Source organism: Cryobacterium sp. Y57 (genome assembly GCF_002929505.1).
Taxonomy (GTDB): domain Bacteria; phylum Actinomycetota; class Actinomycetes; order Actinomycetales; family Microbacteriaceae; genus Cryobacterium.
Genome location: NZ_PJJL01000046.1, coordinates 1 through 15,683, shown reverse-complemented (window position 1 = coordinate 15,683; position 15,683 = coordinate 1). Strand labels below are relative to the sequence as shown.

The following is a 15,683-nucleotide window of genomic DNA, read 5'->3' as shown; positions in this document are numbered from 1 at the left end:
GGGGTGTGAGTAACAACGGAACGGTCAGTGGCGTTAAGCGGATGGGTTGAGTCCATTTACCGCCATTGGCTGTTCCAATGCCGGTCAGCGTTGCCTCGTTGAGGCGGTCTAGCGGGTCCGTGGATAGCTTGGGTGTGAGGGCCTCGTTGCGTGGGGTACGGATTCTGTTACGGTTTGACGTTGTTGGGTCGCTTGGCTGGTGCTTTTAAGCTATTTTTCTCCTCATGCCGGTGGAGTTTCGGACAGGTGGCGAGGTCGCGAACTTTGGCTGGTACGCGGTGACGTTGACGCAGACGGACCCGGATCGGATGTTTCCTCGGCGACGCCGATCTGGTATTGGTGGGCCGGCACCGAGGCGAGCACCCTCTTGAGATCGTCGCATTGACCTGATTTTTTTCGACCAACTCTGAGCTGCGCGCGCTGTCGGAGGTCGACGCGAGCCAGCACACTCAAAAGAATTTCATAAGCGACTTCGCATCCGCGTGGCACACGATCATGAATCTTGACCGGTTCGGTCGGTGATGGTCCCGTCTGCCAAGTGATGCGGGTCAGTTACCTACTATGCCCACTAGCCCCAACAGGGGCTTCTGACTGCGCATCGAGATGGGAAAGTCGGGTCGGGTGTCGACGACAATTGAAAATTGAGCCACTATCGACGGTGAAAACTGAGCCCTTGTTGTGTGTTCTATTGTGCCGCGTTCTCGGCGCGGACTGAAGGTAAAGTTTCGATCCCGGTGTTGTGCAGTCGGTAGCTGGCGCCTTCNCGATCTGATCGCCGAACACGTCGCCCCAGCGGGCGAAGGCCAAATTCGACGTCGAAATCAGTGAGGCGTGTTCGTAACGGGACGAGACGAGTTGGAAGAACAGATTCGCCGCGTCTTGTTCGAACGGGATGTAGTAGGCAATGCGATGGAACGGTGAAAACACCAGCGCTCCACGAACGGGCACCAAGGTACTCGAATCACCCCGCGCCACGTCGCGAGCGCTACTCGGTTGCGCGGTCATGGCCAGCGTTGTTCATGACGTACCAAGTTACCGATCCAGATTCTCGTCATCCTCGCAGCCAGAGGCCCCTCAAACCCGATTTCACGTGCAATGACGGGTTTTGTTCGAAAACCAGTTGAACAATTCCGCGAGGATCACACAGGTTGGGTGCCACCACGCCATAAATGTATGCTTGCAATTGTTGTGGGTTTGCAACTATTGCATGAGATGAGGGTATCAGTGATTCCTGACGAAGATTTCGACGCTCGCGCGGCGGACGCCGCGTTGACAGCTTCTCGTGCGCTGATGGGTGTGGTGGCTCGATCTGTCGCAGGTGTCCTGGAGATCGTGACGTTGCCCCAGTTTCGTGTTCTCGTGCTGCTGGACACCTCGGGGCCCCTGCGGATGGGCGTCCTGGGCGAAGCCATCGGCGTCCTTCCCTCCACGTTGAGCCGGGCAATCGATCGCATTGTCGAAGCTGGTTGGGTGAGGCGCACCACCAGGCCAGCCAGTCGACGTGAGGTACTCATTGAGCTCACGCCAGCAGGACAAAACCTTGTCACTCATGCCCTGGAGCAGCGCCGCGACAACATCGCCGACATCCTGTCCGTCTTGTCGCCCGACCAAAAGTCCGCAATTGTCTCTGCATTTGAACTCTTTGCCCGGGCCGCCGGGGAAACCTCATCGAAAGACTTGTTGATCCTTGGCATCTAGCGCGATAAAGGCTCTCCCAAGACTCCACCCCTCACAGGTGGAACCGTGGCCCCCGCGTTGCGCGTGCGAGCGCTTGAGGCGCACTCATCCCGTTTTGTCTACTAATGGATCCATGAGGTAGCGATAATTTTAGACATCAATGTCACTGTCCCCACGAAAACAAGAGGCACGTTCCTCGGCGCTTTCATGAGGCTTGTCGGGATGAGTGTCGTCGCCGGCGTCCTCGTGACGGCGGGCATGGCGCCGGTGGTCGCGTTGGCCGGCCTGAGCGCGACGAACACCATCACAGTCCTTGATAACCTGCCGGGCTATCTGGGAATCGAGCAGCTTTCGCAAAAGAGCAACATTTATGCCACCCAGGACGATGGCAGCCCCGTACTGCTTGCGTCGTTCTACGACCAGAATCGGGTCGAGGTTGAATCGGATGCCATCAGTCAATTTGTGAAGGACGCCGCGGTCTCGGGTGAGGATCCTCGTTTCTTTGAGCACAACGGCATTGACATTCAGGGAGTCCTTCGCGCGGTTGTGCGCAACACGTTCAGCGATTCGTTGCAGGGAGGATCATCGATCACTCAGCAGTATGTGAAGAACGTTCTCGTGCAGAAATGTGCAGTCATCGCCGAGCAGGAGCAGAGCGACCTGTGCTACACGGCGGCCACGGAAATCACCGCCGAGCGCAAACTTCGCGAAATGCGCTTCGCGATTGCCGTGGAAAAGAAGTACGACAAGGCGGACATTCTCCGCCAGTACCTCAACATCACGGGCTTCGGTGGGACGGTCTACGGTATTGAGGCAGCGGCCAATCATTACTTCAACACGACAGCGGCGGCAGTGACTCTGCCGCAGGCCGCAAGCCTCGTGGCGATCGTGAACAACCCACGAAAGTTCCAGCTCGATATACCGGGCAGTGTCACCAATGGCGCCGCCAACGACTATGCCGCCAATAAGATACGCCGCGATTATATTCTCGGGGAAATGCTTGCCGAGGAGAAGATCTCTGCGGCCCAGTACGAGACAGCGGTCGCCACGGTGATCACTCCGGTCATCACGGCGCCCAGTACCGGCTGCGCTACGGCTGGCGCCAACGCCTACTTCTGCGACTACGTCGTACACGCCCTCCAGACCGACCCCATTTTTGGTGCAGACGAAGAAACGCGGCTGCTTAATTTTCGCCGTGGTGGGTACGACGTGTACACCACGCTCGACCTGGACCTGCAGGGTGCGGCCGTGACAACCATGAACGAAAACGTTCCCAAGATCTCCACCGCAGGAGACGTGGGCGCCGTCATTTCCAGCGTTCAGGTCGGCACCGGCCGGGTGCTCGCCATGACCCAGAACAAGGACTACAGCCAGGATCCGGCCGTGCTGAATTCCGGGGCCAACTACACGGCCATCAACTACAACACCGACCATGCCGCCGGTGGCTCGAGCGGTTTTCAGCCCGGTTCCACCTACAAAGTATTCACATTGGCCGAATGGCTCAGCGAGGGGCATTCCCTCAACGAACGCGTTGATTCTGGGCGCACGTCGCACTGGGGAGCTTTCCAGGACAGTTGCCGGGGTACACAGCGTTACCCTGGTTGGAACCCCCGCAATGACTCATTGAGTCAAAATCGATCCAATTACAGCGCTCTCGAATCGACCATCAATTCCTACAACACCGGGTACCTGGGCATGGCAAAAGAGCTAGACCTGTGCGGTATCCGCAAGACTGCAGAGGCCTTCGACGTACACCGTGCCGACGGCGACCCGCTTCGCCAGGGAGCCAGTTCCGTGCTCGGCACCAACGAAATCGCGCCCCTGACCATGGCCGTCGCCTTCGCCGGTATCGCCAACGACGGGGTGACCTGCACGCCTGTTGTCATCGATCGAATCGTGACCGCCGATGGCACTGAACTGCCCGTTCCAAAATCCGAGTGCAGCGCCTCGGTTGAGCCCGCCGTAGCGGGTGTTATGGCCTACGCCATGCAGCGCGTGATGAGCGAGGGCACCGCCCGTTCGTCGTATTACCGGACCAGTCCCCGCGTTCCGATGATCGGAAAAACCGGAACCACGGGTGGTGCAGCGGATACCTGGATGAGTGGCGCGAGCACCGAGGTGGCAACCGTGGCCGGCGTCGTGAGTGTTACGGGATCCCTCGACCAACGCTCCATGTACTTCGACAGCGGATACGCCGCTACGGCCCGCCATCGGATGTGGCCTGACGTCATGTCCGTGGCCAATGCGAAGTACGGCGGAGACGACTTCGCTGACGTATCCCCCAGCGCCCTCCGCACGCTTCGTACCTCGGACTAAGTCCGCGACGCTCGGCAGTAGCTCCACCGTCTGGTATCCCGGGGCGACGAGGCAGTGGGGTTTCGAAACACTACATTTCGCTTTTATCGAGTCGTCGCCTCTGCGCAGAGGGTGATCGGCTCGTTAACCTCAACGTGCGACACTCTGCCTGTGGTCCGAAAAGTAACTGATGAACAAACTACTAGCCAGACTGAGCGGGAAGTGGGCACAGCAATACCCTCGGAGGGCGGCACGGCTGACCATCGCTTGCGCGGGAGCGTCTGGGAGGTCTTTTGGGTATTTCTGAGGATGGGACTGACGTCCTTCGGTGGCCCAGTGGCACATCTCGGATATTTTCGCGGGGAATTAGTCCAACGCCGCAAATGGCTGAGCGACAGCGATTACGCAGACCTGGTCGCGCTCGGCCAATTCCTCCCAGGCCCCGCGTCGAGCCAGGTCGGATTCGGCTTGGGACTCTTCCGAGCAGGTCCGTTTGGCGCTACCGCCGCATTCCTCGCTTTCACCCTGCCCTCCGCCGTCTTGATGGTAGCTTTCGCGTACGGCGCGAGCACATTCCAAGGCGTAGTCGGTTCCGGAATTATCCGCGGGCTCACGATCGTCGCCGTCGCGATTGTCGCTCAGGCTGTCTGGGGAATGGCACGAACTCTCACGCCCGATCCCGCCCGCGCATCCATCGCAGTGATGGCCGCTCTGGGCGCACTTCTGCTTGCGGGCTCGATGGGGCAGATCATCGCTCTTGTGGTCGGCGCGTGTGCTGGCCTGATTTTTTGCCGTGCCGGCGCCGGCGCCGTGACAGAAATGATCCGATTCCCGGTCTCCCGCCTCGCCGGATGGATCTGCCTCGCACTCTTCGTGATCCTGCTCGTCGTATTGCCGCTCTTGGCTGCCGCGACGGAACTTGGGGCTGTCGATATGTTTGACGCGTTCTACCGGGCCGGAGCGTTGGTGTTTGGCGGTGGTCATGTCGTGCTGCCGCTGTTGCAAGCCGGGGTCATGGATACCGGTTGGGTTTCGCCGGATCAATTCCTCACTGGATACAGTGCGGCGCAGGCATTGCCCGGCCCTGTGTTCACATTCGCGGCGTATCTTGGAACCCTCTCAACCGTGGGTCCTGGCGGTATCGCAGGTGCTGCTCTCGCTCTGACCGGTGTGTTCCTCCCCGGACTGCTTCTCCTGATCGGGGTGATCCCGTTCTGGAATGCGTTCCGATTGCGAGCGTGGGCCCAAGCGCTCATGCGCGGCGCGAACGCTGCGGTTGTCGGCATCCTCGCCGCGGCGCTGTACGACCCGGTCTTCACCACCGCAATTACTGGTCCTGCCCCCTTCGTCCTGGCTCTTGTATGTTTCGTGCTCCTCATCGCCTGGCGCACACCGGCCTGGGCTGTCGTAGCCGTCGGCGCTGGTGGTGGGATAGCGCTAACTTTTTTGCCCGGAGGCATACGTTAAGGCGACGACGATCCCTGCGGCAAGAGGGTCGCTGTGGCCGATGTCGATATCAGGACTGCCGTCGCCTCGGACACCCCCGCCGAACGCTTCAACGAGCTGCCGATCGCTGAAGAGATCACCCCGCGTCGCACCGCCCCCTAAAAACCATCGCCGCCTCGCCTGCCTCGTGCATCTGTTCGCACAGGAATAGGCTCTGTGGGGCTCTATCTTCGAGAACCTGAGCCAATCCCTAACGTCATCCGGGCGATGTTGGTGTATCGAACGGCCAGCTCTTCGGGCGAAAGCTCACCGTCACGGCGATACCACTGCGCAATACCAGTACACATAGTCACGATGGCTCGACTGGTGTCTTTGGGGTGCTCAGCGTCAAAGATCCCCTCCTGCATACCCTGATTGATAATGTCGTCCACCATCTGCTGCTGCCTATCGCGGGATGCGATGTGCGCCGTTCGCGACTCGCCTTCCAGGCTTCGGATCTCACTAGCAGCGATGAAGGCGAGCTCACTGCGATGAGCGTGAAAGAGCGCCAGACATTCGATCAGAAGTTGAAACTGTTCCTCCACGGAGGAACCTGCCTCCGCTACGGCGTCTTCACTCCTGACCAATAAATCCTGCATCGCGAACTGCACGATCGCCACCAGCAACGCCTGCTTGGAGGCGTAGTGGTGATAGAGGCCCGGTACGGAGAGCTTGGCCCGAGCGGCCACAGTGCGAATCGTCGTGCCGTGATAGCCGTGCTCCACAAAACTATCCAAAGCCGCTTGAAGCAGGGGTGGCAGAGCGTTGTCGGAGTATTTGCGCCATACGGCCTCATCCCCGACTCTTTTCGCAGTCTCAACTTTCACGAATACTCCTTCACCTGTTAATGCCTGATTGCCATTGTCTGTCTTGACAGATGGTGACGTCTACTTCAGACTAACTCCTACCGAGCGATCGCTCGGTAGGAGTGAGTAAAGTCAATTCCGGCGACGATGCCGGAGAGGGGCGGCTGTCGTGACTCGTTCATCTGTGACCAATCAAGGTGAGATCGGCTCTTGTGTACAGGGTCGGTCTGGGATCAACGCCGTAAAAGATTCTCAGACCGCACCAGACGTGCTCAGCCGGGACGTACGTGCAGGGATGCAGTACGAGTCCACCGTAGAGGCGTGGAAGGCCCGCGTTGCCGGCAACCCTGAGCGCGTCGCCCTTCGCTACTTCGATGGCTGGATGACGGCCGCCGAAGTCGACCGCGCCTCCGACGCTCTCGCTGTAGCGCTCGTAGCCCGCGGCACAATTCGCGGTGCCCGGGTCGGCATCTACCTCCAAAACACCCCGCACTATGCGCTTGCCCTGCTGGCCCTCTGGAAATTGGGAGCGACGGCACTGTTGCTGAACCCCATGTACAAACGTCGCGAGCTGCGCCGCCTCGTTGACGATTCGGGTGCCATCGGTGTTATTTGTGCCGATACAGCTGAGTTGGAAACGCGCCAAACGCTTGCCGGAAGCACGGTTTGCTGGCTCATCACTACCTCTGCACGTGACTTTCAGACGCGAAACGATCCGCGCAGTTGTGACATGACAGCACGCCCGACCGCTTCGGCTGACGGCGATGTCGCCACTCTGATTCGCGAATTCGACGGCTTGCGACCCGCTGACATTGCGCTGACCCGCGATGACGTGGCGCTCTTGACCTATACCTCGGGCACGACCGGCCCGCCAAAGGGCGCCATGAACACTCACGAAAACGTCTTAGCTGTCGCCACGACGTTTTGCCGCTTTGCACGGCTGGCCCCCGGTGACGTCGTCATGGCCGTGGCTCCACTGTTTCATATCACTGGCGCCGTGATCAACGCCGCGATCTCGCTGTTCACCGACACAACCCTGGTTTTTACGGGCCGCTTTGACCCCGATATCGTGTTGGAGGCCTTTGCCGAGCATCGGGTCAGCTATACCATCGGCTCGATTACCGTGTTCAACGCGATTTTGGCGCTTCCGCATGCCAGTGCCAGCCATTTTGCCTCCGTCAAGACTTTGTACTCCGGTGGAGCTCCGATCCCGCCGGCTACCGTGGAACGCTTCCAAAAGCGCTTCGGCGTCTACATTCTCAACGCCTATGGACTAACCGAAAGCACGTCCGGTGTGATTGCCGTCCCGCCTTATGCCACAGCGCCCGTCGACGCCTCCAGCGGCACCCTGTCCATCGGTATTCCGTTACCGCACGTTGTGGCCAGAGTCATCGATCCAAACGGTCACCCCGTTCCACCGGGTACTCAGGGCGAGTTGGAATTATCTGGCCCCCAGATCATCCCGGGTTACTGGAATAATCCGGATGCCACCGCCCACGCCATGCCCGGAGGCAGGTTCCGCACCGGCGACGTGGCCATCATCGACACTCGAGGCTGGATTTATCTGGTGGACCGGCTGAAAGACCAGATCAACGTCTCCGGGTACAAGGTCTGGCCTCGCGAAGTCGAGGACACGCTGTATGAACATCCCGCAGTCCATGAGGCCGCCGTGATCGGCCAGCCAGATGAGTACCGCGGCGAATCCGTCGTCGCGTTCGTCTCCCTGAAATCAGGTGTATCGGTCGCTCCAGCCGAACTCATCGCATTCACCAAAGAGCGCCTCGCGGCTTACAAGTACCCCCGCATCGTGCACATCATCGACGACTTACCTAAGACACAGACCGGAAAAATTCGCCGCCAGGAGCTCCGTGAAGAAAACACGACAGCCCAGGGCGTGCCGCCCCAGAAGGATAAATCATGACCGAGCAAACCGTGCACGCGCACCGCCTTGAGGGCAAGACGACCATCGTCACGGGTGCCAGTCGCGGGATCGGGCTGGCCATCGCCTTGCGGCTGGTGGCCGAGGGCGCCCGGGTTTGTATCACCGCCCGTAACGCCGAGGCATTACACGATGCGGCCGCCCAGTTTCCAAAAGGATCCGTCCTCCCGCTCGCCGGCAAAGCCCACGATCCAGACCACCGCCTCGAAGTTCTCAATGCTGTCGCCGAAACATTCGGCCAGCTGGATGTCCTCGTCAACAATGCGGGTATCAACCCCGTCTACGGTTCGGTCATGGATCTAGACCTTGCCGCCGCGCGCAAGATCACCGAGGTGAACGTCTTCGGTACCCTGGCCTGGATTCAGGATGCTTACCGCCACGTTGCCCTGGATTTCGCCGGCCGCGGCGGCACCGTGATTAACGTGTCTTCGGTCACCGGGCAGACACCGGCACCCGGTATCGGTTTCTATGGCGTGACCAAGGCCGCCATTGCACATCTGACCCGCACCCTCGCCGTTGAAATGGGACCGAAGATACGGGTGAACGCGGTTGCACCGGCGGTTGTCAAGACGCAATTCGCCCAGGCCCTCTACGAAGGCAAGGAGGCGGAAGTCGCCGCGAGATATCCTCTGGGCCGCCTCGGCAGCCCCGAGGATATCGCCGCCACCGTTGCCTTTCTCGCGTCCTCAGATTCGGCCTGGATCACCGGCCAGGTCATCAACCTCGACGGCGGCCTGCTTGCAGCCGGCGGCACCGCTTAACACGCCACTCATCGGCCCCGGCCGCGGAAGGAAATAGAACAATGAGCACCGAGTCACTCCCCGCCGACATCGAAGATTTGCGAGTCCGCACCCGCGAATTCATCCGCAGCACGGTTATTCCCGCCGAGCCACGGCCGGGCGAGCGCCTGGCCCAGTCCACCCGCGACCGACTACAGGCGGCAGCGAAGGCCGCCAATGTCTTCGCCCCGCACGTACCTAAGGAATTCGGCGGCCAGGGCGTCCCCATCCAGTACTGGTCCGCGATCTTTCAAGAGGCCGGATATTCCCCGATCGGCGCGTCCGCGCTCAACTGCATGGCGCCGGACGAGGGCAATATGCACATGCTGAACCTGATCGCCACGGAGGCGCAGAAACAGCGCTACCTTGTGCCCCTGGCCGCCGGCACGTCGCGGTCCTGCTTCGGAATGACCGAACCACACCCTGGCGCCGGTTCAGATCCGGCCGCCCTGCTCACCGAGGCCACAAAGGTCGACGGCGGATGGTCCATCAATGGTCACAAACGATTCACCAGCGGCGCCGACGGCGCAGCCTTCTGCATCGTGATGGCCCACACCGAAGCCGTCAAAGACGCCCCGACCGGTGCCACCATGTTCCTGGTCGATTTCGACAACCCAGGCATCCGGCTCGGTGAAAACATCCACACCATGGACCGTGCCATTGCTGGCGGTCATCCCCATATTTATCTGGAAGACTGCTTTGTAGCGGATGACGCGGTACTGGGGGCCGTCGGGCTCGGCTTCACATATGCCCAAGTGCGCCTCGGCCCAGCCCGTCTCACCCACTGCATGCGCTGGCTCGGACTGGCCCGGCGCTCGCTGGACATTGCCCTGGACCGAATCGAGCGCCGCGAAATGTTCGGCTCCCCGATGAAGAACCTGGGCCTTGCCCAGGAACTGATCGCCCAGTCCGTGATCGACATCGAAACCTCCGATGCGATCATCGATAAGACCGCCGCGCTGCTCGAAACGAATCCACGGGCCGGATCCGCGATGTCCTCCATCGCAAAGGTGCACTGCTCGGAGGCGATCTTCCGGGTGGTCGACCGCGCCATCCAGCTCTGCGGTGGCGACGGGGTTTCGGACGGGCTTCCCCTGGCTGCCTACCTGAACGAGGTGCGACCGTTTCGAATTTACGACGGCGCCAACGAGACCCACAAATGGGCCATTTCCCGGCGCGCATCGGCGGCGCGAAAGCGAGCCGTCGACGAGGGAGAGCCGTACCTGGCCGACGTGCACGGCTCCGATCAGCACGGCGCTGCCGCGGGTAGTACCGACCTGCACGCCGCTGATCTCGACACCGAGCTGGCAGGAATCCGTTGATGCGCACCATTCCCGACGGCGTCGAAGTCGTCGCCAACTACGCCGACGCCGTGCGGCTGAGCTTGCCGCCGCTTCTCATTCTCGACGCAGTCGAAGAGTTCATGGATGCCACAGGGCTCGGTATCGGGCCGCTGTCCTGGTGTCGGATCGGTGACGGGCAGTCCAACGTCACCTACCGTCTCCAGCGCGGCACCGAGGTGTTTGTGTTGCGCCGCGGTCCCCGTCCGCCCCTGCCGCGATCCACCCACGACATGGTTCGTGAGGCTCGGATCCAACAGCTGGTCAGAAAACAGGGGGTGCCGGTTCCCGAAATTCTCGCAATTTGTGACGACGAGTCGCTTCTCGGCGTTCCCTTCTACATCATGTCGTTCCTCGGCGGCACCGTTATCACCGATCGAATCCCCGGCCACCTCAGCACCATGACGCAGCGTGAGGCGACCAGCGCCGCTGTTGTCGACACCCTGGTTCAGCTACATCAGGTGGATGTTTCCGCTGGAGATCTGGCCGCGTTCGGACGCCCGGACGGCTACCTGAAGCGACAGGTCCAGCGTTTTTCCGCCCTATGGGAGGTGAACACCACCCGGAATCTGCCCGAGGTCGCCAGCATCGGCGGCTGGCTGGAACGCAATATTCCCACCAGCCAGGCCGCTACGGTGATCCACGGTGACTTCCGGGCCGGCAACCTGATGTTCGAACCGTCGTCCCCGGCACGCGTGATGGCCATCCTGGACTGGGAAATGGCCACGGTGGGTGATCCGTTGGCGGATCTTGGTTATCTCACGGCAACCTATTCGGAACCGGGAAGTTTTTCTACGCCGCTCGAATTAACCACAGTGACCCGCGAACCCGGATACCTCACCCGCGAACAGCTCATTTCGCGGTACCGCGAGCGGATGCAGGTGGACGTGGACGCGCTGCCCTGGTACCAGACGCTGGCGCTGTGGAAGGCATCCATCTTCTGCGAGGCCATTTACACCCGCTGGCTCAAGGGTGAACGACCGGGCGACACCGGCTTCGGCCCCTCGCTGGAAGAAGGAATCCCGAGGCTCCTGGACGGTGCCCGGCAATTTGCCGGCGTCGGGTCGACCGTCGCATCCTGAACCCTTTTCCGCCATTGCCCGGCACGTCAGAGAAACGAGATTGCAGTGTCCCAGCAGAAGATAGTCATCGTTGACGGAGCCCGAACGCCCGTCGGAAAATACAACGGGGCCCTGGCGGCCGTGCCAGCACACCAGCTGGGCGCCATTGCTGCAGTCGCGGCACTGGCACGCAGCGGCGTTGCCGCGGACGACATCGACGAGGTCATCATGGGCTGCGTCGGCCAAGCCGGTGCGGATGCCTACAACGCCCGCCGCGTCGCTCTGGCAGCCGGCGTGCCCGAGCGCACTCCCGCCTTCACCGTGAACAGGCTCTGCGGCAGCGGACTGCAGGCCATCTGGTCGGCTGCGCAGCAGCTGCGCTGGGGTGGAGCCGACGTCATCCTGGCCGGCGGCGATGAATCGATGTCCCGGATGCCGTTCCTGGATTACAACGCCCGCGGCAATGCGCGGCTGGGCGACCGCACCCAGGTGGACGGCACACTGGCCATGCTCACCGACCCGTTCAGCGAAAAACATATGGGTGTCACGGCCGAAAATGTGGCCAAAAAATACGGGGTGTCTCGGCGGGAGCAGGATGAGTTCGCCTGCGAAAGCCAACGCCGAGCGGGCACCGCGGAAGCCCAGGCGGTATTTCTTGCGGAAATCACGCCGGTTCTGGTTCCCGGGAAGAAGCCGGTGACGGTGACCGTCGATGAGGCGCCGCGCCCCGACACTACCCTCGAGACGCTGCGGGGGCTCCGCCCGGCGTTTCAGACGGGGGGAAGCGTAACCGCCGGCAACTCATCGGGAATCAACGATGGCGCCGCGGCCGTTATTTTGATGAAGGACAGCACCGCCCGCGACCGAGGGCTCGGTGGCCTGGCTACTCTGGAATATGTCGCGACGGCCGGGATCGATCCGGCGCTGATGGGTTATGCCCCGGCCCTGGCGCTACGAAAACTCTTTGACGAGACCGGACTCAGTCCGGCAGACATTGAGATCATCGAGCTGAACGAAGCCTTCGCGGCCCAGTCCGTCGCCGTCATCCGCGACCTGAAACTTGATCCAGAAAGGACCAACCCCTACGGCGGGGCCATCGCTATGGGTCACCCGATCGGAGCGACCGGCGCCATTTTGACCCTCCGCGCCGCCCGGCATTTGCAGCGCACTGGTACGGAATATGGCATCGTCACGCTCTGTATCGGCGGCGGCCAGGCACTCGCCGCTCTGATCAGGAGGTACGAGGCATGACGCCCCGAACCGGAATATCAAGAATCACAACGGTGGGTGTTGTCGGCTCGGCCGCACTGGGCCGCGGAATCGCCGAAAGCTGCATCCGTGCGCGCCGGACGGTGCTTCTGTATGACACTTCAGCCGAAAGACCGGAGCCAGGTTCTACCCGTACGACATAGTGTCCGATTTGCGACCCATCGACATCCCGCTCGGGGTGTGATGACGTGAATATTTTGAGGCAAAGGAGCCTTTTCTGATGACCCAGATCGACGAGACCGACAACGACACAGCCCGAGAAGCCAGCGGCGTCACCGACCGGTCGAAACGGCGGGACCTGATCGCCAGCACTCTCGGTAACGTCCTCGAATGGTATGAGTGGAGCGCCTACGCGGTCTTTGCGCCGTTCATCGCCGCTGCCATGTTCAACCCCGACGATCCCATCTCCGGACTCCTCTCCACCCTGGGAGTATTCGCCGTCGGCTTCCTGATGCGTCCGCTGGGCGGCATCGTCTTCGGCCTGGTCGCCGACCGGCGCGGGCGTAAATTCGTCCTGGTCACGACAATGCTCATGATGGCTGGCGGAAGCCTGGCCATGGCTGTGATGCCGACCTATCAGAATGCCGGCGCCTGGGCGTCACTCCTGCTGCTCATGGTCAGGGTCATCCAAGGGTTCGCGCACGGCGGAGAAACCGCGACCGCTTATACCTACGTGGCCGAGATTGCGCCGCGACGCCATCGCGGACTCTGGGGCAGCGCCGTCTTCATCGCTATCTTCGGCGGGTCGGTCTTGGCCTACGGTGTCGCCGGCGGGGTGACCAGCATCATGCCCGACGACAGTGTCGCGGCCTGGGGATGGCGTATCCCGTTCATCCTCGGCGCTTTCCTCGCCCTTGCGGCTCTGTACATGCGACGCAACATGGGTGAGAGCGAGGTCTTCGATGAACACACGACCGGCGCCGAAAAGCCGGCCCCGCTGCCGAAAGCTCAGGTTGCCCGAACAATCGTGCTGATGATCGCCATGACTTCCGGGGTGACAGCGGCCCATTACACCTGGACCTCGTACGCCTCCACCTACGCAATCACCCAGAAAGGCATGGACTCGGGCACCGCCTTCTGGATGACCCTGACAGCCCAGTTGATCGCCCTGGCAACCCTGCCGCTCTGGGGATGGATTTCCGACCGAGTCGGTCGGCGCCCGATGATGCTGATCTTCGCCGTACTCATGATCGCGCTTTCCCTCCCCCTGACTGCCATGATCACTTCGGCGGGATGGACGCTCCTACTCGCCTCGGCGATCGCTTTAGTGATCGTCGCCATCCCTGGAGCTTTGCTCTCGGCCATTCTCTCCGAGAATTTTCCGACCAGAATTCGTACCCGGGCCATCGGTTTCGCCTATTCCATTTCAGTGGCCGTGTTCGGCGGCACCGCTCCCTACTTAAACGCGCTCCTCAACTCGCTGGATGTTGGCTGGCTCTCCAGCGTGTACATCATTGTTCTCTGTGCGTGCACAGGGATCGCCTGTTTCATCATGAAGGAAACGAAGGGCATCGACTTGAAAGACGCCTGATTCTGTGGTCGGCCGTCGTGAACGGTCTTGACCTCGGGGAGTCAATACGGTTCGCGCAACAAGTTCACAGTATTTTGACCGGGCCGCGTTTCACCGGTTTATATCGGCGGGCGTTATGCTGACCCGGTGATCATTGACCTCGATGGTATCTCCGCAGAAGACGCTGTCGATCGAGACCTGGCGCACCTCGTGAGTGATCGAATCAGGGCAAGTCCCGACATCCGCGGCGGCCAGACGGCGGCGGATGCTGCGCTCGCCACGTTTGACGTGACAGGGTACGCCGCGACGCGCAACCGGGTACTTCCGGCGTCGGGTCGCGGAGCCTCTCGGTTATCGCCCTACATACGCCACGGGTTGCTTCCTTTGCGGGAAGTCTGGAATGCAGCCGCCGGGGGTCCGGCCGCGGATGTCTCCAAATTCCGTGACGAATTGCTCTGGCAAGAGTATGCCCGACATTTATATGCTCGTGTTGGCATGCATCTGCATCGCAATTTGCGGTTTGACGTTGCCTGGTCGGGGGAATTTGCGCCAGCGGCCTGGCCGCGCGAAATGGCCTGCGTCGACTGGGCGCTCTCGAGTTTGGAGACGGACGGCTGGCTGGTGAACCAGTCCCGTATGTGGCTCGCCTCGCAGTACACGGTGCGATCCGGAGCAGGCTGGGTGGCCGGTCAGGAGTACTTTCATCGCCATCTGTTAGACGGTTCTCGCGCGGCCAACCTGCTCGGGTGGCAATGGACGGTGGGCGCGGGCTCCAGCAAACCCTATGGATTCGCGCGTTGGCAGGTCGAGAAACGCGCGCCCCAATTGTGTGCAGCGTGCCCCCTCAACCGCAACTGCCCGATTCAAAACTTTCCGCCAAACCGAGATCTGCACCCGGTTGTGAATCCGACTCCGCTGCTCGTGCGGGACGACGATCTAGCAACTACCCAAGGTCCCACCACGGTCGTCGAGCGCTCCACGCCGAAATCGGTCTTGCTCACGGTCGAATCGCTGGGCGATGCGGATCCTGCTCTTCTTGCGCATCCCCAGCTGCCGGCCGTCTTTATCTTTGACGAACCAGCCCTTCAAAAACTTCAGCTTTCGAGCAAAAGGTTGGTATTTTTCGTCGAGACGCTGCAGGACCTGGCTACGCGGCGTGAGGTGAGTGTACATCTCGGAGACCCGAGACGAATCGCTCCAGAACTCAGCGCCGCGATCACCTGGGCTCCGGTTCCGAGCTTCGAGAAATACGCCGGGTCGGCAGTGGAGCTTCATCCCTGGCCCTGGCTTGCCCAACCTCATGCCGGCTCTGTCCAGAGTTTTTCGGCGTGGCGCAAGAACCTCACGCGGCCGAAATAGCCTGAAAGTGCGTCACCGACCTGGTTGCGCAATAACATTCCGTGCAGAAATCGACCGTGCGCGCCAGCCGATGCGCCGACGTGCCGAGGTCATGTCCCGTTGAGTGGTGTTGTTTCCCGCTCCTGAGTGTTGCTGCGTTAACGTAGCGAGCCACCGTGGGATG

General features: G+C 61.2%; 12 protein-coding genes. 10 read left to right on the top strand and 2 right to left on the bottom strand.

Features of this window, described 5'->3' with window-relative positions:
- Positions 1–552: 552 nt before the first annotated feature.
- Positions 553–1,005, bottom strand: a complete 453-nt coding sequence (locus tag CXY72_RS20505) for an ATP-binding protein (protein ID WP_370446189.1) — start codon at positions 1,003–1,005, stop codon at positions 553–555.
- A 168-nt stretch (positions 1,006–1,173) separates the two neighbouring features.
- Between CXY72_RS20505 and CXY72_RS02150 the strand changes: the two genes are divergently transcribed.
- The 3 genes from CXY72_RS02150 (at position 1,174) to chrA (ending at position 5,439) form a co-directional block, all read left to right on the top strand.
- Complete coding sequence (locus CXY72_RS02150; protein ID WP_158252441.1) at positions 1,174–1,698, top strand: MarR family winged helix-turn-helix transcriptional regulator; 525 nt, start codon at positions 1,174–1,176, stop codon at positions 1,696–1,698.
- A 201-nt stretch (positions 1,699–1,899) separates the two neighbouring features.
- Positions 1,900–3,993 (top strand): transglycosylase domain-containing protein, encoded by a 2,094-nt coding sequence (locus tag CXY72_RS02145; protein ID WP_158252440.1) that lies wholly within the window; start codon positions 1,900–1,902, stop codon positions 3,991–3,993.
- A 246-nt stretch (positions 3,994–4,239) separates the two neighbouring features.
- Complete coding sequence (gene chrA / locus CXY72_RS02140; protein WP_370446191.1) at positions 4,240–5,439, top strand: chromate efflux transporter; 1,200 nt, start codon at positions 4,240–4,242, stop codon at positions 5,437–5,439.
- A gap of 203 nt (positions 5,440–5,642) precedes the next feature.
- On the opposite strand, the gene CXY72_RS02135 is transcribed toward chrA, so the two are convergent.
- Positions 5,643–6,284 carry a TetR/AcrR family transcriptional regulator gene (locus tag CXY72_RS02135; RefSeq protein ID WP_104126075.1) on the bottom strand — a complete coding sequence of 214 codons (642 nt, stop codon included), beginning with the start codon at positions 6,282–6,284 and terminating at the stop codon, positions 5,643–5,645.
- Between the two features lie 274 nt (positions 6,285–6,558).
- Between CXY72_RS02135 and CXY72_RS02130 the strand changes: the two genes are divergently transcribed.
- From CXY72_RS02130 to CXY72_RS02100, 7 genes are all read left to right on the top strand, one after another.
- Complete coding sequence (locus CXY72_RS02130) at positions 6,559–8,184, top strand: class I adenylate-forming enzyme family protein (RefSeq protein WP_104126074.1); 1,626 nt, start codon at positions 6,559–6,561, stop codon at positions 8,182–8,184.
- Positions 8,181–8,963 (top strand): SDR family oxidoreductase, encoded by a 783-nt coding sequence (locus tag CXY72_RS02125; RefSeq protein ID WP_104126073.1) that lies wholly within the window; start codon positions 8,181–8,183, stop codon positions 8,961–8,963. Before CXY72_RS02130 ends, CXY72_RS02125 begins: the two co-directional genes overlap by 4 nt.
- Before the next feature lie 41 nt (positions 8,964–9,004).
- Positions 9,005–10,303, top strand: coding sequence for an acyl-CoA dehydrogenase family protein (locus CXY72_RS02120; protein ID WP_104126072.1), 1,299 nt, complete (start codon positions 9,005–9,007; stop codon positions 10,301–10,303).
- Entirely contained in the window at positions 10,303–11,403 is a 1,101-nt protein-coding gene (locus CXY72_RS02115) for a phosphotransferase family protein (RefSeq protein WP_199183913.1), read from the top strand. The genes CXY72_RS02120 and CXY72_RS02115 overlap by 1 nt, the downstream gene beginning before the upstream one ends.
- 45 nt (positions 11,404–11,448) lie before the next feature.
- Complete coding sequence (locus CXY72_RS02110) at positions 11,449–12,633, top strand: thiolase family protein (RefSeq protein WP_104126070.1); 1,185 nt, start codon at positions 11,449–11,451, stop codon at positions 12,631–12,633.
- 238 nt (positions 12,634–12,871) lie between these two features.
- Positions 12,872–14,182 (top strand): MFS transporter, encoded by a 1,311-nt coding sequence (locus tag CXY72_RS02105; protein WP_104126069.1) that lies wholly within the window; start codon positions 12,872–12,874, stop codon positions 14,180–14,182.
- Between the two features lie 429 nt (positions 14,183–14,611).
- Positions 14,612–15,520, top strand: coding sequence for an FAD-binding domain-containing protein (locus CXY72_RS02100; RefSeq protein ID WP_199183912.1), 909 nt, complete (start codon positions 14,612–14,614; stop codon positions 15,518–15,520).
- The last annotated feature ends 163 nt before the right edge of the window (positions 15,521–15,683 follow it).

Excerpts from the sequence above, each read along its gene's own strand:
- CXY72_RS02150 (WP_158252441.1), top strand. The coding sequence starts at position 1,174 with ATGCTTGCAATTGTTGTGGGTTTGCAACTATTGCATGAGATGAGGGTA.
- CXY72_RS02145 (WP_158252440.1), top strand. The coding sequence starts at position 1,900 with ATGAGTGTCGTCGCCGGCGTCCTCGTGACGGCGGGCATGGCGCCGGTG.
- CXY72_RS02130 (WP_104126074.1), top strand. The coding sequence starts at position 6,559 with ATGCAGTACGAGTCCACCGTAGAGGCGTGGAAGGCCCGCGTTGCCGGC.
- CXY72_RS02125 (WP_104126073.1), top strand. The coding sequence starts at position 8,181 with ATGACCGAGCAAACCGTGCACGCGCACCGCCTTGAGGGCAAGACGACC.
- CXY72_RS02120 (WP_104126072.1), top strand. The coding sequence starts at position 9,005 with ATGAGCACCGAGTCACTCCCCGCCGACATCGAAGATTTGCGAGTCCGC.
- CXY72_RS02115 (WP_199183913.1), top strand. The coding sequence starts at position 10,303 with ATGCGCACCATTCCCGACGGCGTCGAAGTCGTCGCCAACTACGCCGAC.
- CXY72_RS02105 (WP_104126069.1), top strand. The coding sequence starts at position 12,872 with ATGACCCAGATCGACGAGACCGACAACGACACAGCCCGAGAAGCCAGC.